This is a genomic window from Protofrankia sp. CiP3 (assembly GCF_917627345.1).
Taxonomy (GTDB): domain Bacteria; phylum Actinomycetota; class Actinomycetes; order Frankiales; family Frankiaceae; genus Protofrankia.
Genome location: NZ_CAKJTM010000018.1, coordinates 25,722 through 45,329, shown reverse-complemented (window position 1 = coordinate 45,329; position 19,608 = coordinate 25,722). Strand labels below are relative to the sequence as shown.

Sequence of the window (19,608 nt, the reverse complement as noted above, 5' to 3'; positions counted from 1 at the left end):
GGGAGGCGGTCATCTATGGATGTGCTGATCGATCGTGTTGCCGGGTTGGATGTGTACCGGGACACGGTGGTGGCGGTGCGGGCACCCGGGCACCCGGGCGCGGGGGCGCCCGGCGCAGCGAGGTGCGGACGTTCGCGACGACGGGCGCGGGGCTTGCACACCCAGCTTGCCCGGAATCCGCGCCATACGTCGGAATCCCCAGCGCCGCTCAGCACCCGGCCGACGTTTAAGGAGGGGTCCGGGGCAATGGCAGGTGGTTAGTGCGCACTTTTCACCGCAGGACGAGGCAACGCCGCAGGTCGCAGACCTGCGACCTTGTTGGAGCGATCAGCGTGAGCCAAGTCAGGCCATTCGAACCGAGCCCCCCAGGCTCAACTCGGTACACGCGAAAACCTGCGCGGGATGTCGGCGGGCGGCCGGTTATGGGCACCTGCGGCGTGCTGGTGAGCGCAGACCACCCCGGAGCCGACCCCGACCGTCCACTCCAGGCCCTCATGACCGTCAGCGCCGCGGCGCAGCTCATCCATGATCGCCACCCAGGATTCATCGCCCGACCAGCGACAATGCCCGTTTTATTGCGGAGTGGATCTATCGAATCCACGCCGAACATAACGAACCACCATCAAAGGAATTGACATCATTCTTCCGATCTGTATAGTCACTGGATATTGGAGCTGGATGATCATATGATTATCACGGGCGCGAACCCCCCGCGATCCGCGACACTGTCGATCCGCGACACCCGCGGTGCAAGCTGAAAGGTACACAGGTGGTAACAGGGCATGACTCCTACGGTAAAGAAATTTACGCTCATCACGGCGAGAACGAGTACACGCGACTTGCCGCTCTTGCCGAGGAACTCGACCCAGCTACCTTTCGCCGGCTCGACGCACTCGGCCCTGCACCCGACTGGCGGTGTCTCGATATAGGCACAGGCCTCGGAACCGTCGCCCAGTGGTTGGCCGTCCGCTGTCCCGACGGGATGGTAACCGCGACAGATCTGGACCTGCGTTTTCTGCACGCATCCCCCTTCGGCAACCTCCAGTTCCTTCAGCACGATATAACAGCTGACGAATTTCCGCCTGGTTCATTCGACGTCATTCACGCCCGATGGGTTTTTTGCCATCAACGAAGTCGAGTCCTCGACCTTGCCAAAGTGGCCCGTTGGCTTTCCCCCGGCGGCTGGCTGGTGATCGAGGATCCAGCAGGATTTCCCCTCGGCTCCTCGACAAATAGCGCCTTTCGCAGGGTCAGCATGGCGCTGATGGCAGTCGTCGAAGAACGGTTCGGGACCGATCATACGTGGGCACGCGAATATCCGCAGCCCCTACGCGAACTCGGGCTGAGTTCCATCAGCATGGATTGTCTTCTGCCAGTCGTCGGCGGCCTACGCCCGATGACCCAATTTTGGCAGAAGAGCATTCAGCAACTCGAGCCATATATTACATCGTACGGCCTCGAGCCCGGGGACATCGACACTGTCCTTGACCAGATCACTCGTGGCGACTTCGTCGACCTTGGAATGGCCTCCATCGCCGCTTGGGGCCAGCGATGAGGAACGTGGACACAATAGGAAGTCCGACACCAGCGGTGCGCGACGGGCGGATCGCCCGCCGCGCGCTTTCTCGGCTGCTGTTCCATACCGGCCTCCATCTATGCTTGCGCCCCGGAAAAATGACCTGCCAAGTTGCCGCAGAAACCAGTGAAGGGCGACGGCCTCATGCTGCGGCTGGAAGTACGCGGCGAACCACGCGGCCAGCTCCGGGTTGCCGTCGGTCGGCCCCGGTCTCGGTGGGGCAGGGAGCCGGCGCCGTGGTCACGTTCCATAGTTGATGGCGCTCGTGGACTGGGGGCCAGGTCGCGTTACTAAGAGCGACCGGCAATAGGGGACGCGGCGTCGCGGGGCTGGGGCACGCACCTCGCCGCGTTGTCGTCGGTCGCCACCCAGAGCACCAGGGTGGCTCCCTCCGCAGCCTTGCGATGCACGCACTCCAGCCCCGCTCCTTGATCCATTCCCCTATTGCCGGGCGCTCTAAACGATGACGGGTGGGGCTGCGTCTCGTTGCTGAGATGGGCCAACTGAAGTCGACGAACTCACTCCCTGGGACTGCCCATGCGCCCAGACACTAGCGCGGCAGAGCGCCCGCGCTCTGATCGAAGCCTCCGATCCACGGGCATGACAGTCGTTATATGTCAGGTCGCCGAGCGGTTATGCGTTCCGGCATCGCGGATACGGGGGGCTGACACCCGAAACTTCAGTGCCGCGTAGGGGGTGGGGGCAGCCCGCCTGCTCATATCCACACAGTCTGGATGGCATCAGTACATCCGTTGCGCGGTGGAACTGGCAGATGACGGCGGCAACGAATTCTTGATGGGCTGACGGTGTGCGCTTTCTCCGGCGTCGCTACGGCGCGGCTCCACGCGTCAAACTACGTATCGAAAGGGCGGGTCCACGGTGCGTATTTTGTCGAGCTCGAAAGCGGGTATCACGATCTCCCTGGGCGCGGGCTCGTGGCTCTATAGACGGCACCTATTCCCCCGTACTCAGGACCACACTTCTATAGGCCAATGCCATGCGCGGTCCCGCTCATTCAGGCGCGGCAGCCGGTTCTCCAAGTTAGCGGTCATCGCTGCGAGCTCCGTACACCTGCCAACCGTCGGGGGTAGAATAATATCGGAGCAGCCCTGGAATCGTCGAATCCGGCCGGGTCTGGAAAACGACTTGTTCAATACGCCCACCGAGATGGATTGGATTTGTAATGACTTCATTGCCGTCGCAGTTCTCAGCCCAGCAGTTTCTGCGGGACGCCAAGACCACGGCCGACGCGATCGGCTCAGGGTATTCGGAGTCCGTCACGCGGACGGTCGTCAACGCCTACGCCCAGAGTTTCCATGAGGGCGCTGTTCTCTGGCGGGCCACCGACAAGCCCGGGGCCACGCTCAACTACCGCTTTTACGAGCGTAGGGTGACGGACACCATAGGTGTAGCCGTTCGCGCGGGACTACTCAGCCCGGACAACAAGATGGCTTACTTGATCAATTCCTGGGGTGATCTATACGGAGGTACTCCGACCGAGCTTTGCGACTTCGATGCGGAGCGTGGGCTTTCGAAAACCTGGCTCTATCTTGGGGGAATACGGCCCGTAGAGGATATCCTGGCCGTACCCGCCGTACCTGAACCGATTCGCCGGCATGAGCCGCTGTTCCGGGACTTGGGCTTGGTCGCGGTTCGGCACGTAGCCGTCGACTACCACCACGACACCGCGAACATCTATTTTCGGACTGCACAGCAGATAACTCCGCAACAGTGCGAGCAATTCATCTCGCTTGCCCGGGGAAAGATGCCCGGCGACGCCGTATTGAAGGACATGTCGAAATTCACCGCGCCGGACGGATATACTTTTTCCGTCACGATGTCGGTCGACGATGGAGTGATACAAAGAGTGGGCTTCTACGCCCTCAGGCTGCCCCTGGGAGAGTTCCCTTCCATCGACGAGCGCCTGCGGATATTCTTCCGCACCGCCCCGTCCCACGACGAGGAAGAGATGAACGCCGTCGCCTGGTCATTCGGCCCCGAGGGGACGAACTATATGAAGGCGGAACGCAGCTATTGCGGGCAGCTGGTGGCCCTTATGAAGGCATGGAATAGCCCCATGGCCTCAATCGTCTGATGGCGATGAAGGATAAGCCGATCCAAGTCGACAAAGAATGCTGTAGACCACCGCAAGTGTTGCGTGATACGTATGGAGCGTATCCGTCGAGCGAAGGATAGAACTTGATCTCTATATCCGCAGGAACAGTCGTGCTTGAGCTGGTCGATGAGGCGGGCGCCACCATCGGCCAAGCGGAGAAACTCGCTGCCCACACTGCCCCCGGTCAACTCCATCGCGCCTTTTCTGTGTTCCTGTTCGACCGGACCGGCAGAATGCTCGTGCAGCGTAGGTCGCTGACCAAGTACCACTCACCGGGCGTCTGGTCGAACAGCTGCTGCGGTCATCCTTTCCTCGGCGAACTTCCGTACGAAGCAGCGGCCCGCCGAGTCAGCGAGGAGCTGGGAGTGACACCCCGGGACCTGAAAGGTGCGGGCACCACGCAGTACCACTGTACTGATCCAGACTCCGGGCTCATCGAGCGCGAGTACAATCACCTCTTCGTCGGAATGGTGGATCCGCCGCTAAACATCGACCCTACCGAGGTGGTGGAATTCAGATTTTTCACTCCGCCCGAGCTGCGGGAGTGGCGTGTGGAACATACTTTCTCCGTCTGGTTCAGTACTGTCCTGGCCGCCGCTTTGCCCGGAATCCGCCGGGCGGTCGGAAACGCTCAACATTGGGAGCCCGAAACGGTTGGTCATGCTTAACGCGGATGACGTTCGCGAACTGAAGCGACTGATGCAGTCAAATGCTCGGTGCAACGCCAAGGCGTTCTTCTTGTGAAGAGAGTGAAGGTCAAGAACCATCTCAGCCATCCCCGATTCCAAAGCCAGCGCAAGGAAGCCGACCGAAAGGAGACTTCGCTCCGCCGACTCGGGAGTCGAACCCGAAAACTCCCGCAAGCGGGTGTGTTAACCATTACACCAATTGACATGTCCTTGATATCCAGGCACCGCAGGCCTACGCCGACTGGGCGTAACTCAAGGACGAGCCGGATCGTACACGGGTGTGCTGCTGGCCCCGCAGGACCTCGGCGGAGGGCGTCGACGCCGCCGACTCGGTGACACACGTCGGCGTGGTGGACGGGAGCGGACCGAGAAAGTATGCGTGTGTCCCTTGATCCGCGGATCGGGCAGTGCCGGGAGCCCGCACCGGTAACAGCCAACCTGACAGGCGACGGATGGCTGGGGACCGCCGTGGATGTCGGCGGACGAGGATGCGCCGGCAACCTGAGCCTGCGGACGGCCACGGACGCCGGTGGGCGTCTCGAAGCAAACTACGGATTACATGTTCATCTGCCCTGACGTGGCAGCCATGCCGGCTGATGACTACGGACGTCGGCGTACGTCCACGGAAAGAGCCAAGCCTGTGACCTGCACTGACGGACGTCAGCGGATATAAGCGGACGAAGTGCACGACAGCTCATAATCCGTAGGTTCGGGGATCAGTCTCCAGTGACGTATCTCATGATCGCTGCTTACAGCAAGCCGTGCAGGTCATCGACGGTAAGGCCCGCATCCCGAAGAACAGCCCGCAACGTACCGGGCCGAATATCACGGCCCCCGTGAACCGGGACCGTCGTACGGCGTCCGTCCTCATGCTTCATGATGTTGTGACTGCCGTGGATCCGCGCCACGGTGAAACCGGCCTTTTCCAGCGCCTTGACCACCTGGGCGCCACGTAGCGCGGGGACCGGCGGCATCAGGCCACGCCGACCGTCACCGCCAGCTCGTCCGGCGCGCCGAACTCGGCGAACCAACCTTCCAACGCTGCACGCAGGTCTTCGATCGCCTCGCCCCGAGTCCGGCCCTCCCCATTGGCCCCGCCGCCCGGGAGAGCGGCACGTGCGCAAAACCAGCCGGTCTCGTCCTGCTCGACGGTGTAAGGCACGTGAACCACCCGACTCATACGATCTACAGTACGCCGAATGCCGCCCGGATCAGCAACACAGTCCGTCGCCAGACCGGGCTGCCGCCTACCTGCTGGACGCTCACCGCCCTCTCGACTGTAGCGGACATGATCGGCATGCACCCGGCGGCGAGCGCTACGCGCCACGCCGTCTCGATGGCGGATCGGACACTTCTTCACATTCCGTCACTGCGGACGAGAACGGCACTGTACTGCAGTTGTACTGCAACGGGGGTGGACGTCCGTCACGGAATCGACGGGAGGGAGCTGGAAACGGAGCGCTCACGCGTCACCGCGCCAGCTCCCTGCCCAACCAGCCCCGCGTACGAATTTTCGAGGTTCGGGTCCCAGCACGAGGCGGGCGTCGGGTGTCGTCTCCACCGCTTGATACCGCCGGGGTTTTCGCCGTTCTGGTGGCGTCCCTCCCTCAGAGCGACCAGGGCCGAGAGCGCGGGGGATCGCCAGCGAGCGCTAGTGTGATGTGTACGTTGTACGTACACTCGTGGGGTGACTAGTGCGAAGGATGAGCGGATGCATCTGAGGGTGGAGCCGGCGCAGAAAGCTCTGCTGGAGGCTGCCAGCTCGGCTGCGGGCAGTACAGTGTCGGCGTTCGTGCTGAAGGCGGCGACCGATGCCGCGGCCGATATCCTGGCCGATCGGCGGGTCTTCGTCCTGGACGAGGCGAGCTGGCAGGCTTTCGATCATGCACTTGACCGGCCGGCGGCCGACGTGCCGGGGCTGCGGGAACTGCTGACCACGCCCACCGTCCTCGATCACCTGGAGCCGGGTCAGGCCGGTCGGTGACCGGCCCGTTCGGCCCGGTCGAGCCGCTGGCCGCAACGCACATGCTGGCCGGGTTCGACTGCGGGTCGGCGGCGCAGTCAGCCTGGCTGACCGCGCACGCATTGCAGGCGCACCAGTCCGGCTCCTCCCGGGTGTACGTGGTCACCGGAACCGATGACGCACATCAGCGGGTGGTGGGCTATTACGCGCTGGCGGCCGGGTCGGTCGCGCCGGCCCAGGCGCCGCGGCGGCTGACCCAGGGCGTGGGCCGCTATCACCAGCCGGTGGTGATCCTCACCCGGCTCGGCGTGGACCTGTCCGTCCAGGGTGCCGGGCTCGGCCGGGCGCTGGTGGTCGACGCAATGCGCCGCGTCGCTGTGGCCGGTGAGGTCATCGGTGTACGGGCCCTGCTGATCCATTGTGAGAACGAGGTCGCCCGTGACTTCTGCCTCCGGCTGGCGACGTTCGAGGCCGGCCCTACTGACCCCATGCACCTCTTCCTACTGATGAAGGATCTCCGCAAGGCCCTCAGCGGCACGTGACCGAGCGGGCTCGGGTACCGCTCGCGTAACCTGATCAGCGCGCGACGGCGCACCCGTACCACCGTCTTGGACGCAGCGCTGTCGATCGCGCACCATCGACAGCCCCGACCGCCAGGTCACATCGCTCGCAGCACTGGCACCATGCCTACCCGAAGCCACCCGCGCCAACATCAAACCCGCATCCCGAGGCTGTGACCTGCACCGACGGACGCTGGTAGACATCCATGGACATATCGCCGAGGGCTATGGACTATGTGCGCCGGCCGGTGCTGGGTGAACGGAGGGGAACGGCCGAAGACGGGATTCGGTGATGCCGTGTCCCCTGTTGCCGGTCACTCTTGTTTTTGTTAACAAAATTATGCTGGATGGGTCATCGCTTCTTCAGCTCGTTCCTCGGCCGGATGGGTATCGGCCCAGGCATGGGAGAGCGCTTCGATGAAGATCTCCGGGGGCTGGGCGCCCGAGACCCCGTACCTGTTGTCGATGACGAAGAACGGCACACCGGTGGCACCGAGTGCCCGCGCCTGTCGGGCGTCGGCGTCCAGCGCGTCGGCGTAGGTGCCCTCGGCGAGCACGCGGTGGGCCTCGTCCGGGTCCAGGCCGGCCTCGCCGGCAAGCCCGATCAGGCATTCATGATCGAACAATGATCGCTGTTGGGTGAAGTGTGCCCGGTAGAGGCGCTCGACGACGGCGTCCTGGACGCCGCGGTCGCCGGCCAGCTGCACGAGCTGGTGCGCGCCAGCGGTGTTGCCGACGACCCTGTCGGCCAGGTGGTATTCGAGGCCGACGGTGGCCGCGGTGCGTTCCAGCGCGAGCTGGCTCGCCCGCGCCTGCGCCAGGGTCATGCCGTATGTGGCGACCAGCATGTCGGTCTGGCGCACGACGCGATCGGTGGGCATGGCCGGGTCGAGCTGGAGAGAATGGTGGACGACCTCGATCTGGTCGCGCTGGGGGAAACTGATCAGCGCCTGCTCGAATCGGCGCTTACCGATCCAGCACCACGGGCAGATGAGGTCGGACCAGATGTCAATCCGCATAGGGCTCTCCTCGGCATCGGTGCTCCGGGCTATGCTCGCAGGGCACAAGGGGCTGCTCGCGCAGCCACGCGAGGCTGAGCGGAGCGTCGCATGGGCGCCGCGGTCGTGACGTTCTGGTTCTTCTGGCGCGACACGTCGTTCGCGACACGTTGGTCAAGCCGTGTTTCGGCCGTCTCGGCCGCGGGTGGAGGGGACGTGCTGACGCCGAGTCCCGCTGGGGTGAATCCCGCCTACAGCATTCAGATCCGTGTCCCGCCGCACGCGGTCGCCGTGGTCCGGTCGGTCATCGCGGACGTGCCGGGCACCGTCACCTGCCAGGCCGACGAAGGTGACCCCACCGGTGCGCGCCGCATTGTCCTGGACGCCGACAGCGCCCGCACCCTGACCCGGTTGACCGACGCGCTGCGCCGTGCTCTGGGCGCCGATCTGCTGCACACCGAGGACCTTGTCTTCTCCACCGCGTCCGCCGGCAAGCTCGCCCAACAGGTGCGTGCCGCGGTCACCACCGGTCATGACGTCGCGCTGCTGGACGCCGACGCGGACCGGCGCGTCATCACCCATCTCGCCGCCCATCCCCGCCACACCGACCGGTACACCGGCCGGTCCCGCCGGATCGCGCTGCTCACCGACGCCAGCGCCGTCCTGGACTTCGAACCGCTACCCGCCGAAACCGCTCTGCCCGCGGTGGAGTCGCAGGCCGTCCACCTGCAGCGGGCAACCGGCCTGGACGTCATCCCCCTGCCGGTCGCCACGCACGGCGCCGACGAGCTTGCGAGCGTCATCCGGATGCTCGCTCCGGGCTTTGCCGCGACCGTTCTGGTGCACACCCACATCCGTCACATCGATGCCGCCCGCGCCGCCTTCGGCGCCGCGTCCCACCTGGTGCTGGACGCGGTCAACGACGGGCTGGCCGTGGCCGCCACCGCCGCGGCCGTCAACGCGCTGCGTACGCGGGCGATCGATCCAGGCCGAGCGCGGGTCGTGCTTGTGGACCCGGCACGAGGCGGTGACCTGGCTGGTCTCCTGGTCGCCGCGGGGATCGGCGACATCACTCTCTATGATCCGGTGGAGTACGGCATCCAGGCGCTGCACGCCGTTGCCGACCAGACGGACCTTGTCATCGATCTCATGGGCCTTGCGGCACCGCCGCGGAGCGTGCCGGTACTGCGTACCCGGTTGGAGACCCCACCGCCGCTGCTGGCCGCCACTACCGGACCGCGCCCGCTGCACGCCCTGCCCGGTCTTGTCACCGCGGCCGTTACCACCCGGATGTCGATCACCCCCGCGGCCCGGCTGGCCGCCGCGTACGCCCTGGCCGCGCAGGCGGAGCCGGGGGCGCTGCTGCCCGCGCTGGACCATCCGGGGCTGACCGAGGCCGTGGCCGTGGCCGCGGCGTGTGCGCTCACCGCGGCGCAGTGATGCGCACGTGCGGCGAGGATCCCTGCCTGCCGGGGAGCGAGCGTCTGGTCGCAGTATGTTCACCGCGCGGGAACGCGGCCTGGTCAGGTGCGGATGGGCGCGTCAACCAGCATGGGGGTGGTTGGCCGCGCCGAACCGCCGGCGGGCTCCGCGGTGACGACTATGGAACGGGCGTCACCGACGCCGGTGAGCAGACGGTCGACGGCGACCGCGCGGCCGTCGGCGATACCCGCGGACCGCACCCCGTCCGGGCTGGCAGGGTTCAGGCCGGCAAGCCAGAACTGGTACACCCGCCCGCCGGTGAGCACAGGCAGGTCCCGCGCTGAGACCAGCGCGTTGCCGGCCACCGCCACCACGGCCAGGCTCCCGCCGCCAGCCAGCGGCATGGCCGCTGAACGTGACAGGGCTGCGGTCGCGAGCGCACTCAGCCGGTCGGCACGCTGGCGCTCGCTGTCGAGACGTCGCTGCTGGTCGGCCACGGTGAGGCCGAGCCCGGTCACCGCGACCAGCGCCGCGGCGGCCGCCGCGGTAACCCGGCGCGGCAGGCGGGGGTGACGGGGCCGGCCACGGCGTCGCCCGTCCCGCGGCCGGTCGTCCAGGGCCGGGAGCTGCGGGGCCGTCGCGATCCGGGCGAGTACCGCAGCCCGCAGCGACGCGGGCGGCTCCACCTCGTCAGCCCTGGTCAGGGCCGTCGCCGTCAGCCGTAGCTCGGTCACCTCCCGCGCACAGACGTCACACCCGGCGAGATGCTCTTCGACCACCGCCCGTTCGTCGCCGTCCACGGCGTCGAGGACGTACGCGCCGGTCAGCGCGTGGATGTCCGGGGACGGCGGGCGTGGGGGAGTCATCGGCCGACGCCCAGGCAGTCACGCAACCGGATCAGGCCGTCGCGCATCCTCGTCTTCACCGTTCCAGCCGGGACCTTCAGGTACTCCGCGACCTCACGGTAGGTGTACCCGCGATAATAGGCCAACGTGATCGATTCGCGTTGACTGTCGGTGAGGTGGTCCAGGCAGCGGCGGAGATGCTCACGCTCGAGCCGCGCCTCGACCTGCTCGACGACGTCATCGAAACCGTCGCCGTCCCGATGGCCGAGCAGGGCCGCGCGGCGTTCCCGGTCGGTGGCCGCCTGGACCGAGCGGACGCGGTCGACGGCCCGGCGGTGCGCGAGCGTGCAGACCCAGGCCACCGCGCTGCCCTTGGCCGGGTCGAAGCGGGCGGCGGTCCGCCACACCTCGACGAACACCTCCTGGGTCACCTCCTCGGACTGCGCGGGGTCCCGCAGCACCCGCCGGACGAGCCCCAGCACCCGCGGGGCGAGCAGGTCGTAGAGGGCCGCGAACGCATCGGTGTCACCGCGGCTGGCGCGCTGGAGGAAGTCGTCCGCGCGCGCCGCGGTATCGGACGCGGGGTGTGACGGGGTGTGCGGCGCGAGGCGCAGCACCCGGCGTGGATTGTCCTCGCCTCGCATCGACATCCGTTTCCGGCTCTTCTCGGAATCATGCCGAGATTGTGATCGCGTTCTTCGTATTGTGCCGGTAACCGTGCTATCGCGGTACCACCGAGGCGGTCATCGCCATCGAACCGTCCGCTCGTCGCCGACGGTTTTCCCGTCCGGAGCGGCGGCGAACGTCTCACCCGTGGGACGGGGTGTCCGGGGGCGACGACGAGGTACGCTGGCGTTTTTCGTGGTCACGAAGGCGTTCCAGCGCGCGGCGGTCGCGCTTGGTCGGACGTCCGGCGCCGCGGTCGCGGGCACCCACCGCCGCGACATCCCTGGGTGCCGGTGGTGGGCTGTGGTCGATAAAGCATTCCCCGGCGACGGCCGCGCTGGTCCGTTTGCTGAGGACACGGGTGACGACGACGATCCGCTCATGCCCGCCGTGGCGTACCCGCACCGTGTCCCCGGCGCGTACCGCATGGGCCGGCTTGACCCGGTCACCGTTGAGATGCACATGCCCGGCGCGGCAGGCCGCGGTGGCCTGCGAGCGCGTCGTGACCAGCCGCACGGACCAGATCCAGCTGTCGACCCGCGCGGTCAGTTCCTGCGACGCCATACCACGATCCTATGAAGCGGGCGAGGCGGAGGCAGCGTCCGGTGCGGGCGGTGCGTCCGGTGCAGGCGGTGCGGGCGGTGCGGGCGGTGCGGGCGGTGCCACCGGACAGCCGCGCGGGAAGGTGCCGAGCTGGGAGACGTCGTAGCCGTCGGGATAGCTACGGATGTTGGGCCGCTGGCGGGCGTACAACGGTTTGGTGCGCGGCGGCAGGAACCGCACCACCCGGCCCGCGTAGCCGTACCGCCGCGGCGCATGCGGCCTGTTCCGCCCGGGAGATCCGCGGGTAGCCCAACGCCGTGCAGGCCGTCGTCCATCAGGCCGAGCGCGAACCGCCTGACCAGCGCCGCGGGTGCGAGGTGACTGGGCGGGAAGGTGGTGAGCAGGGCGAGCGTGGCGTCCGCGACAGCGCGTCCGCCCGGCTCGGGGGCGAAGTGTGCCGTCTCATAGGCGTCGAGATGGGTGGCGAACTCCTGCCAGGTCGCCGGGATTCCCGTCCTGGATCCACGCCCCTGTTGCCGGGCACTCGTCACTGTTCACGGGCCGGACAGCGCCGGGGCGAGCGCGAGCAGCCTGCGGCCGAGGGCGTCGTCCCCGGTGATGACGACGTCGAGGTCGCCGGGCGTTCTGCGGTCGCCGACCAGCAGGCAGAACTCCACCGTATGGAGGGAGACCTCGGCCGTGGGCGGGGTGCGAGCCGCGTCGTCGGCAGCCTCGGCATGACCGGCGGCGCCGACCCGCACCAGCCAGGACCCTCCGCCTGGCCCGGTGAGCGTGAGCCGGACCACCCCGGCGGGGGACCCGCCGGACGTCGGCGTACCGAGCCCCAGGGCATGGGACGCGCACAGCTGATCGAGCAGCCGCGCGGCAAGGCCGGACATGGCGTGCAGGTGCTCCCCGAGCGGATTGGGCAGCCGCAGCCCGGTCACCTGGGCGATGTCACGGGCGTGGATCCAGGTCTCGAAGGCCCGCGTGACGAGGTGGTCGGCCACGGCCATCTCGATGCCGCCGACCTGGACGATCCGGCTGGCCAGCGCCGGTTCGGCGCGCAGCCGTGCCGCGATCGCCTGGACACCGTGCCGCCACAGCTCACGGGAGTGCGCGGGCGGCCGGGTACGGGCGTGGGCGATCACCAGCTCGCTGTGGGCGACGGTGTTCTGGTGCGGATCCACCGGTGGGTCCGCCGCGATCCCGATCGCGGCGGCGAGCAGGCCGTCGGTCGCGGCCAGGTGGGCGACCAGGTCGCTGATGGTCCAGCCGCGCACCGGGCTCGGCGTGCCCCAGGCCGTCTCGTCGATCTCGGCGAGCGCGGACTCCAGCAGGCCGGCCGCGGCGGCGAAGGGCGCGGCGAAGGCGGGTACCGGGGATGCGGGCCGGCGGCGCGCCAGCGCCGCGGTCAACACTCGTGCGACCGGCGGCGGCAACCACGCGTCGGCGTCCGCCCGCACGGTGAGCATGGTGAGTGCCGCCGCTGCCTGCCGCAGCGTCGCGGCCTCCCGCGCGCAGGATGGGCAGCCGCGGACATGCGCCGCCACCGCGTCGGCCTCCTCGGTGTCGCAGGCGTCGAGCGCCCATGCTCCGAGCAGGTCGGTTACGTGCCCATCGCCCGCTTCCACCTGTCTGTGCCCTTCCGTGTACCCGCCCTCGGCATCCCCGCCCCGATTGTTACCTCACGGTAGATCCCCGCACGGCCGCAAGCCAAGCCCCGGCTCCCCGAGGGCCGGCGATCCGCGCCCATCGATATGATCATGAAATATGGTCATGATGTGAGGTTGCGGTACTGGCGCACGGCCAGCGGGGCGAACGCCGCGCTGATGCCCACCGACCAGACCACCGACTGCCACACCCAGTGCGAGGCGGGCCCGCCCTCCATGAGCGTCCGCACCGCGTTGATTGTGATGTTGGCTGGCTGGGCCTTCGCGTAACCCTGCAGCCAGCCCGGCATGGTGCTCACGGGCACGAACGCCGAGCTCGGGAACACCAGCAGGAAGAAGGGCAGAATCGAGGCGACCTGGGCTGTTTCGGGATCCTTCACGGCGAGGCCGATGGATGCGAACACCCACGACATGGCGTACCCGAACAGCAGCACGAGCCCGAGCCCGGCGATGATCGCGGCAGCGGAGTTGTGGAAACGGAACCCGACCAGGACCCCGACCGCGATCATCATCGCCAGCACCACGACAGCGCGGCACAGGTCGGCGACGGTACGTCCCGCGAGCACGGCCGAGCGGGCCATGGGCAGCGCGCGGAACCGATCGATGATCCCGCTCTTGAGGTCCTCGGCCAGCCCGACCGAGGTCGCCGCGCCACCGATGAGCGACGCCTCCACGAACACCGCCGGGACGATGTAGTTGACGTAGCTGCTGCCGGGGATGGTGATGGCGCCGCCGAGGACGTAACGGAACAGCAGCAGGATCAGCACCGGCTGGGCACTGGAGATGAGCAGCAGCTGGGGTGTGCGTATGAGCCGGACGAGGTTGCGCCGGGCGATCCCGGCGATGTCGCCCAGCGCGACGACCGGGGTGAGCGACGCTGTGCGCGCCGCTGGCTGACCAAGGACGACGGCGTTCATGAGTTCCTTCCCGGTGTCGCGGAGACCACGGGTGCCGGGGCCGGCGGGGGCGGGCCGGCCATGACGGCGGGCTGGCCGCTCGCCTCGTCATCGGCCGGCTCGGTGGCTACATGGCCGGTCAGGGAGAGGAAGACATCGTCAAGGGAGGGACGCCTGATCCCGAGATCGTCCAGGGTGACCCCGTCGTCGTCGAGGCGGCGCCCCGCGGCCAGCAGGACCTTGGCCCCTCCACCGGTCGGGACCGCGACCCGGCGCCGCTCGGTGTCCAGCTGCGGCGGCCCGTCGCCCAGGTCGGTCAGGAGGGCGGCGACCCGGTGAAGGTCGCCGGGATCGACGACCCGGGCTTCGAGCACGGCACCACCGGCGCGGGTCTTGAGCTCGTCAGCGGTGCCGGCGGCAACCACCCGGCCCCGGTCGATGACGACGATCTGGTGTGCGAGGCGTTCGGCCTCTTCGAGGTACTGGGTCGTCAGCACGACGGTCGTACCGTCGGTGACCAGCTGTTCGATGAGCGCCCACAGTTCGCTGCGGGTCCGCGGGTCGAGCCCGGTGGTGGGCTCGTCCAGGATCAGTACGGACGGATGCCCGACAAGGCTCGCGCCGAGGTCGAGGCGCCGTCGCATCCCACCCGAGTAGGTCTTCACCTGCCGGTCGCCCGCCTCGGTGAGCGAGAAGCGCTCCAGCACCTCCTGCGCCCGCCGCCGCCGTTCGGCTCTTCCGACATGGTAAAGCCGCCCGACCAGCTCGAGGTTCTCCCGGCCGGTGAGCAGCTCGTCCACGGCGGCGTACTGGCCGGCAAGCCCGATCATGGAACGGAGCCGCTGCGCGTCCCGGACGACGTCGTATCCGGCGATCGTGGCCTGGCCGCTATCCGGTGTGAGCAGTGTGCTCAGGATCCGCACCAGGGTGGTCTTGCCGGCGCCGTTGGGGCCGAGCAGCCCGAGAACCGTACCCGCCCCGGCCGTCAGGCCGACGCCGGCCAGCGCGTTGACTGATCCGAACCGTTTGGTTACCGCCTTCACTTCGATCATCGGCGTCGCCATCGCCCTCCCACTCTCCTCGTCCGTTGGCAGCCTCATCGTCGACGGCTCGGCGCCTGTTGTCTGCACCGGGCTGGCGGCCGACATGGTTCTCAAGCCGAAACCGCCGCACAGCAGGTCGCATAGGCAGGCTGGAGAGCGGGCGGATTCAGCCGACGGCCCGGGAGGTCTGGAACATCGTGTCCAGCGTGACCGGCTCCAGCCTGCGTTCGGCGATGAGCTGCTGGATCTGATCGAACAGCCCGAGGACCGTCGGGTGGTTGGCGTGGCCGAGCATGATTGTTCCTGGTTGCAGGTAGCGGCTGGCCAGGCCCATGAGCTGCTCGGGGCTGATCGGTGTCGAGTCGCCGAAGCTCCCGTTCCACAGCAGGATTCTGGTAAAGCCGAGTTCGCCCACGAGCGCGTCGACGTGTGCGTTGTGGGAGCCGTACGGCGGCCGGAACCAGGGGCGCGAGGTGATGCCGAAGGTCCGCTCGATCCAGTCCTCGTTTCTCTCGATGTCCGCGCGGATCGCGTCGTCCGGGCGGCCAGGCAGCTGGAGGTGTGTCCAGGTGTGGTTCGCGATCTGGACCTGGCCGGTTTCGATCAGGGGACGCAGGACGTCGGCGTGCCGGTCCCAGATCGCCCGGTAGGCGCCGTTGGGCGCGAAGGTGATGGGGATTCCCGACCGTCGCGCGAACTCCACATAACCGGCCACGGTCTCGGGCGAGTAGCCGTCGTCAATCGTGATCGCGATCCGCCGGGTCGGCGCGGGCGCGCCGAACACCACCGCCGGGTTTTCCGGGTGGGCAGCCGGGATGGGCGGAAGCGTCTGCTGTGCCGCTGGCGCGGGGCGCGGCGCGGCGAGCTGGTTCCCGGGGGAACGGGCGGAAACGGGCACGGGCGCTCCGGCGGGACGCGGTGCCGCCGGAGCCGCGGGCTTGGCCGAGCAACTGACCAGAGCCTGCGCCGCGCCGATAGCCAGCAAGGAGAGCAACATCCGGCGATCCATGGACGAACGGTACAAGGCGGTTGCGAAGGGTGTGGTTTTACTGCATTCTCCGGGGGACATCGTCGCTCAGGCGGCGGCATGCGGGTGGATGGATCGCGAGGCTGCGGAGGGATGCGCCGGAGGTGGTGGGTTAGAGCGCCCGAGGATAGGACTGTCCGGCTCGCGGCTCCCCGCGTCCCGCCCGGCCGCGTTGTCGTCCGTCGGCGCCCAGCACCAGGGCGCCTTCCTCCGCCGCCTTGCCGGATCGGGCGCGGATGAGCCGCTCGCTGATCGAACGCCCTATCCTCGGGTGCTCTTAACCGGTGAGCCAGGTACCTATGCATCGCGCGGCGATGGCTGGGAAGCGATGACGCGAAGTGCGCACCCCTAGCCCCGCGACGCCGCGTCCCTGTTGCCAGCGGCTCTCCGGGTGAACCGCACATCATGCTTTATTAAGAGCGCCCGGCAAAGCCTGGGCTTGTCTCGGAGGAGCGCATGGACCGAAGGACCGGGCTCTACCTCGGCGGTGCGTGGCGGACGCCGAGCGGCAGCGGGACGATCGAGGTCGTCGAGGCGGCGACCGAGGAGACCATCGGCGTGGTGCCGGCGGGCGAGGCCGCCGACATCACCGCTGCCGTCATGGCCGCACGGGGCGCCTTCGGGCGATGGTCGGCCACTCCCAGAAGCGACCGGATCGCGTTGCTGCGGATGATTGCCGATGGCCTCGAGGCCCGCGGCGCCGTACTCGCGACGCTGATGAGCCGTGAGGTCGGCACGCCGCTGGTCACGTCCGAGCGCATCCAGGTGGGTCTGGCCGTGTCCGTCATCCGCTCGACCGCCGATGTCGCCGAGCGTCTCCCGCTGGAGGAGCGGATCGGATCGTCGCTGGTGCTGCGGGTCGCAGCCGGGGTCGTCGGCGCGATCACACCGTGGAACTATCCGCTCTACCAGCTGGCCGCCAAGGTTGCCCCGGCGCTCGCCGCCGGATGCACGGTGGTGGCCAAGCCGAGCAGCGTGGCGCCCTCCGCGGCCTTCACCCTCGCCGACGTCGCCCATGGGGCTGGCCTGCCCGCCGGCGTCCTGAACATCGTGACGGGCCGCGGGCCCGTGGCCGGGGAGGCCCTCGCTGGCCATCCCGAGGTCGACCTTGTCAGCCTGACCGGGTCGACGGCCGCGGGTGCACGGGTCGCCCAGCTCGCCGGGCCCGGTATCAAGCGGCTGACCCTGGAGCTCGGCGGCAAGTCCGCCTTCATCCTCTGCCCGGGCGCGGACCTCGACCGTGCGGTCACCAGTGCCGTGCGGGGCTGCTTTGTCAACAACGGCCAGACCTGTTCGGCGACCACCCGGCTGCTCGTCCCCCACGAGCTGCTCGAGGAGGTGGAGGAGCGCCTGGTCGCCCTGGTCGAGGCGCAGGTGGTCGGCGATCCGCTGGACCCGGCGACCACGATCGGGCCGGTCGCCTCGGCCGCGCAGGCGCGTTCGATCGCGTCCTACCTGGACAAGGCCGGGCACGAGGGCACTGTGCTCGTCGGCGGTCCAGGGCCCGTGCCCGGGCTCGACCGCGGTTACTTCGTGCGTCCTACCGTGGTGAGCCGCCTGCGTAACGACGCCGTGCTCGCCCGCGAGGAGATCTTCGGGCCAGTGCTCGCGGTCATCCCGGTAGCGGACGCCGACGAGGCCGTCGCCGCAGCCAACGACTCCGACTACGGCCTGTCCGGCGCGGTGTTCGCCGCGGACGACGCGGCCGCGATCGCGGTGGCGCGCCGGTTGCGCACCGGCCAGGTGGCGATCAACGGCGGGCGGTTCAGCGTGCTTGCCCCGTTCGGAGGCTTCCGGCGGTCCGGTATCGGCCGCGAACTGGGTGAACATGGGCTGGCCGAGTATGTCGAGCTGATGTCGCTGCAGCTGCCCACGGGTTCCAGCGGTACCGCGGGAGCGGCCGTCCAGTGAGCCGCTCCCGGCCGGCACAGCGCATCCAGGCGCTGTGCCCGTATGCGCGTCCGACGTCGATAGACGGCGCACGTGTCCGTGAAGGAGCCCGATGGCTGTGATCGCAGGTGCTGATGGCGGGCTGCCCCGGCGTGTCCCCGGGCCCGACCGGGGCGGGCCGGAGGACCTCGCCAGGGTGGTGCTGTCGTTCCATTCGCTGCCCCCGCTGGAGCCGCTGCGGCGGGCACAGGTGGCGCGTGCCGCCGGTTTCACCTCCATCGGTCTCAGCCTGAGCTGGCTGCGCCGTTGGTTGGCGGCCGGCCACGGCTTGGCCGAGCTGGAGGACGCGCTCGCCGAGGGTGGTGTCACCGTGGGCGAGCTCGACGTGCTGCGCCCGCTGGGCGGCCAGCCCGACGAGGCCGAAGAGGTCTGCTGGGCGGTCGCGGAGCGGCTGCGGGTGCCCTACGTGGGGGTCATCGGTCCCTACGCGGGGAGCTGGGATGACGCGGTGGCCCGCTTCGCCGGGGCCTGTGACCGGGCGGCAACCGTCGGGACGGGCGTCGTGCTCGGCGTCGAGTTCCTGCCGTTCACCAATATCCCCGACGGGGCCGCGGCAGCGTCGCTGGTGCGTGCCGCCGGCCGGGCCAACGGCGGGGTCTGCCTGGACGTCTGGCACGTCTACCGCGGCGGCCAGACCCCGGACGACCTCGGCGACGGTGTCTGGCCGTATGTCGTGCGGCTACAGCTGTCCGACGGGCCGCTGGTGGCCGAGGACGACGACCTGCTGGCTGACTGTCTGGCCAACCGGCGGCCGCTCGGTGACGGCGAGTTCGACCTGACCGGTCTGCTGGCGGCCGCGGCCCGCCGCCGTCCCGAGGTGGGCATGTCGATCGAGGTCATCTCCGAGCGGCTGCGTGCCGAGCCGCCCGAGCGGATCGCGCCCCGGCTCGTCGCAGGGCTGCGCGCGCTCCTGCGGGGGCATGGTCGGTTCTCCCCGGCATCAGACACTCTTACTATTGACAGTATTTAGTTTCTCGACTGTGATGGGTGTCACGGTGACGTGCGGTCGAGAAGGCACGGGGGAGGAGGGGCGATGGCCACCCCGCCCTCGTCCACCCCGGCCCCGGCCACCTCGGCACTGGTGATGACCCGGCCGCTGGAGGTCGGGATCGTCGTCGACGACCTGGTGGGCATGGTCCGCTTCTACCGTGAGGCGCTCGGCTGTACCGAGGCGCACCGTTCGGACGTGCCTGCCGAGCTCAACGCCAAACTGGGCCTGGGGGCGGCGGCCACCGTGGTCTGGCTGCGCACCCCGTGGGGGGAGCGGATCAAGCTGTTGCGGCCCGCCACCGGCGCGGGCCCGCTCGCGCCGGCTGTGCCGCCGACCGCCCGCCGCGGCCTGTCCTACCTCACCCTGTACGCCGCCGACGCCGTGGGGGCCGCCGAGCGGATGCGCCGTGGGGGAGCGAGCCCGCTGTCAGAGCCGGAGCTGGTCGAGGCGAGCGGGCGGCTGATCGCCTTCTGGGCTGATCCCGAGGGCAACGTCATCGAGCTGGTCGAGGATCTTGGCCGGGCTGGGTGAGCCCGGCTGTGGAGACGCGCGCATCGCAGACTTTCTGTTGACATCACATAGTTAGTGCCATGTAATGGCCGTCACATTCGTGCCGGCCATTACATGTGTGTCCGTACTGGCGCCTGGCA

At 68.5% G+C, this 19,608-nt stretch carries 20 protein-coding genes; 10 read left to right on the top strand and 10 right to left on the bottom strand.

Annotated features, from left to right (window positions below; genetic code table 11):
- Positions 1 to 769: 769 nt before the first annotated feature.
- The 4 genes from MJ797_RS09550 (at position 770) to MJ797_RS09535 (ending at position 4,957) form a co-directional block, all read left to right on the top strand.
- Positions 770 to 1,555, top strand: a complete 786-nt coding sequence (locus MJ797_RS09550) for a class I SAM-dependent methyltransferase (protein WP_239333821.1) — start codon at positions 770 to 772, stop codon at positions 1,553 to 1,555.
- 1,204 nt (positions 1,556 to 2,759) lie between these two features.
- Positions 2,760 to 3,671: an aromatic prenyltransferase gene (locus MJ797_RS09545; protein ID WP_239333819.1), complete on the top strand. Its 912-nt coding sequence runs from the start codon at positions 2,760 to 2,762 to the stop codon at positions 3,669 to 3,671.
- 104 nt (positions 3,672 to 3,775) lie between these two features.
- A complete protein-coding gene (gene idi / locus MJ797_RS09540; protein WP_374581839.1) occupies positions 3,776 to 4,360 on the top strand; it encodes an isopentenyl-diphosphate Delta-isomerase in 585 nt (194 codons plus the stop codon).
- Between the two features lie 396 nt (positions 4,361 to 4,756).
- A complete protein-coding gene (locus MJ797_RS09535; RefSeq protein ID WP_239333815.1) occupies positions 4,757 to 4,957 on the top strand; it encodes a hypothetical protein in 201 nt (66 codons plus the stop codon).
- Between the two features lie 173 nt (positions 4,958 to 5,130).
- Here the strand turns inward: MJ797_RS09535 and MJ797_RS09530 are convergent, their stop codons facing one another.
- Entirely contained in the window at positions 5,131 to 5,355 is a 225-nt protein-coding gene (locus MJ797_RS09530; protein ID WP_239333813.1) for a type II toxin-antitoxin system HicA family toxin, read from the bottom strand.
- Positions 5,355 to 5,543 carry a type II toxin-antitoxin system HicB family antitoxin gene (locus MJ797_RS09525; protein ID WP_239333811.1) on the bottom strand — a complete coding sequence of 63 codons (189 nt, stop codon included), beginning with the start codon at positions 5,541 to 5,543 and terminating at the stop codon, positions 5,355 to 5,357. The genes MJ797_RS09530 and MJ797_RS09525 overlap by 1 nt, the downstream gene beginning before the upstream one ends.
- Before the next feature lie 549 nt (positions 5,544 to 6,092).
- Here MJ797_RS09525 and MJ797_RS09520 point away from each other — a divergent pair.
- Entirely contained in the window at positions 6,093 to 6,365 is a 273-nt protein-coding gene (locus tag MJ797_RS09520; protein ID WP_239333809.1) for a DUF1778 domain-containing protein, read from the top strand.
- The gene (locus tag MJ797_RS09515) at positions 6,362 to 6,886 is read left to right on the top strand and encodes a GNAT family N-acetyltransferase (protein WP_239333807.1); all 525 of its coding nucleotides are present in this window, start codon (positions 6,362 to 6,364) and stop codon (positions 6,884 to 6,886) included. The genes MJ797_RS09520 and MJ797_RS09515 overlap by 4 nt, the downstream gene beginning before the upstream one ends.
- 356 nt (positions 6,887 to 7,242) lie before the next feature.
- On the opposite strand, the gene MJ797_RS09510 is transcribed toward MJ797_RS09515, so the two are convergent.
- Positions 7,243 to 7,923: a DsbA family oxidoreductase gene (locus MJ797_RS09510; RefSeq protein ID WP_239333805.1), complete on the bottom strand. Its 681-nt coding sequence runs from the start codon at positions 7,921 to 7,923 to the stop codon at positions 7,243 to 7,245.
- Positions 7,924 to 8,118: 195 nt separating this feature from the next.
- Between MJ797_RS09510 and MJ797_RS09505 the strand changes: the two genes are divergently transcribed.
- Complete coding sequence (locus tag MJ797_RS09505) at positions 8,119 to 9,342, top strand: malic enzyme-like protein (protein ID WP_239333889.1); 1,224 nt, start codon at positions 8,119 to 8,121, stop codon at positions 9,340 to 9,342.
- A gap of 83 nt (positions 9,343 to 9,425) precedes the next feature.
- On the opposite strand, the gene MJ797_RS09500 is transcribed toward MJ797_RS09505, so the two are convergent.
- The 7 genes from MJ797_RS09500 to MJ797_RS09470 form a co-directional block, all read right to left on the bottom strand.
- Positions 9,426 to 10,190, bottom strand: a complete 765-nt coding sequence (locus MJ797_RS09500) for an anti-sigma factor (RefSeq protein WP_239333803.1) — start codon at positions 10,188 to 10,190, stop codon at positions 9,426 to 9,428.
- Positions 10,187 to 10,819, bottom strand: coding sequence for an ECF RNA polymerase sigma factor SigK (gene sigK, locus MJ797_RS09495; RefSeq protein ID WP_239333801.1), 633 nt, complete (start codon positions 10,817 to 10,819; stop codon positions 10,187 to 10,189). The genes MJ797_RS09500 and sigK overlap by 4 nt, the downstream gene beginning before the upstream one ends.
- Positions 10,820 to 10,976: 157 nt before the next feature.
- Positions 10,977 to 11,399 carry an RNA-binding S4 domain-containing protein gene (locus MJ797_RS09490; protein WP_239333799.1) on the bottom strand — a complete coding sequence of 141 codons (423 nt, stop codon included), beginning with the start codon at positions 11,397 to 11,399 and terminating at the stop codon, positions 10,977 to 10,979.
- A gap of 533 nt (positions 11,400 to 11,932) precedes the next feature.
- A complete protein-coding gene (locus tag MJ797_RS09485; RefSeq protein ID WP_239333797.1) occupies positions 11,933 to 13,012 on the bottom strand; it encodes a maleylpyruvate isomerase N-terminal domain-containing protein in 1,080 nt (359 codons plus the stop codon).
- A gap of 143 nt (positions 13,013 to 13,155) precedes the next feature.
- Entirely contained in the window at positions 13,156 to 13,968 is an 813-nt protein-coding gene (locus tag MJ797_RS09480) for an ABC transporter permease (protein ID WP_239333795.1), read from the bottom strand.
- Positions 13,965 to 15,011 carry an ATP-binding cassette domain-containing protein gene (locus tag MJ797_RS09475; RefSeq protein ID WP_239333793.1) on the bottom strand — a complete coding sequence of 349 codons (1,047 nt, stop codon included), beginning with the start codon at positions 15,009 to 15,011 and terminating at the stop codon, positions 13,965 to 13,967. Before MJ797_RS09475 ends, MJ797_RS09480 begins: the two co-directional genes overlap by 4 nt.
- A gap of 145 nt (positions 15,012 to 15,156) precedes the next feature.
- Positions 15,157 to 15,987 carry a polysaccharide deacetylase family protein gene (locus MJ797_RS09470; protein ID WP_239333791.1) on the bottom strand — a complete coding sequence of 277 codons (831 nt, stop codon included), beginning with the start codon at positions 15,985 to 15,987 and terminating at the stop codon, positions 15,157 to 15,159.
- Between the two features lie 486 nt (positions 15,988 to 16,473).
- Here MJ797_RS09470 and MJ797_RS09465 point away from each other — a divergent pair, with 486 nt between their 5' ends.
- From MJ797_RS09465 to MJ797_RS09455, 3 genes are all read left to right on the top strand, one after another.
- Positions 16,474 to 17,928: an aldehyde dehydrogenase family protein gene (locus MJ797_RS09465; protein WP_239333789.1), complete on the top strand. Its 1,455-nt coding sequence runs from the start codon at positions 16,474 to 16,476 to the stop codon at positions 17,926 to 17,928.
- Positions 17,929 to 18,019: 91 nt separating this feature from the next.
- The gene (locus tag MJ797_RS09460) at positions 18,020 to 18,937 is read left to right on the top strand and encodes a sugar phosphate isomerase/epimerase (RefSeq protein ID WP_239333787.1); all 918 of its coding nucleotides are present in this window, start codon (positions 18,020 to 18,022) and stop codon (positions 18,935 to 18,937) included.
- 63 nt (positions 18,938 to 19,000) lie between these two features.
- Positions 19,001 to 19,489 (top strand): VOC family protein, encoded by a 489-nt coding sequence (locus MJ797_RS09455; RefSeq protein WP_239333785.1) that lies wholly within the window; start codon positions 19,001 to 19,003, stop codon positions 19,487 to 19,489.
- The last annotated feature ends 119 nt before the right edge of the window (positions 19,490 to 19,608 follow it).

Bases quoted from the DNA above. Each gene is read 5' to 3' on its own strand.
- MJ797_RS09510 (WP_239333805.1), bottom strand. From the start codon at position 7,923: ATGCGGATTGACATCTGGTCCGACCTCATCTGCCCGTGGTGCTGGATC.
- MJ797_RS09500 (WP_239333803.1), bottom strand. From the start codon at position 10,190: ATGACTCCCCCACGCCCGCCGTCCCCGGACATCCACGCGCTGACCGGC.
- MJ797_RS09460 (WP_239333787.1), top strand. From the start codon at position 18,020: ATGGCTGTGATCGCAGGTGCTGATGGCGGGCTGCCCCGGCGTGTCCCC.
- sigK (WP_239333801.1), bottom strand. From the start codon at position 10,819: ATGTCGATGCGAGGCGAGGACAATCCACGCCGGGTGCTGCGCCTCGCG.
- MJ797_RS09480 (WP_239333795.1), bottom strand. From the start codon at position 13,968: ATGAACGCCGTCGTCCTTGGTCAGCCAGCGGCGCGCACAGCGTCGCTC.
- MJ797_RS09490 (WP_239333799.1), bottom strand. From the start codon at position 11,399: ATGGCGTCGCAGGAACTGACCGCGCGGGTCGACAGCTGGATCTGGTCC.
- MJ797_RS09455 (WP_239333785.1), top strand. From the start codon at position 19,001: ATGGCCACCCCGCCCTCGTCCACCCCGGCCCCGGCCACCTCGGCACTG.
- MJ797_RS09520 (WP_239333809.1), top strand. From the start codon at position 6,093: ATGCATCTGAGGGTGGAGCCGGCGCAGAAAGCTCTGCTGGAGGCTGCC.
- MJ797_RS09535 (WP_239333815.1), top strand. From the start codon at position 4,757: ATGCGTGTGTCCCTTGATCCGCGGATCGGGCAGTGCCGGGAGCCCGCA.
- MJ797_RS09545 (WP_239333819.1), top strand. From the start codon at position 2,760: ATGACTTCATTGCCGTCGCAGTTCTCAGCCCAGCAGTTTCTGCGGGAC.
- MJ797_RS09465 (WP_239333789.1), top strand. From the start codon at position 16,474: ATGGACCGAAGGACCGGGCTCTACCTCGGCGGTGCGTGGCGGACGCCG.
- MJ797_RS09475 (WP_239333793.1), bottom strand. From the start codon at position 15,011: ATGGCGACGCCGATGATCGAAGTGAAGGCGGTAACCAAACGGTTCGGA.
- MJ797_RS09530 (WP_239333813.1), bottom strand. From the start codon at position 5,355: ATGCCGCCGGTCCCCGCGCTACGTGGCGCCCAGGTGGTCAAGGCGCTG.
- MJ797_RS09470 (WP_239333791.1), bottom strand. From the start codon at position 15,987: ATGTTGCTCTCCTTGCTGGCTATCGGCGCGGCGCAGGCTCTGGTCAGT.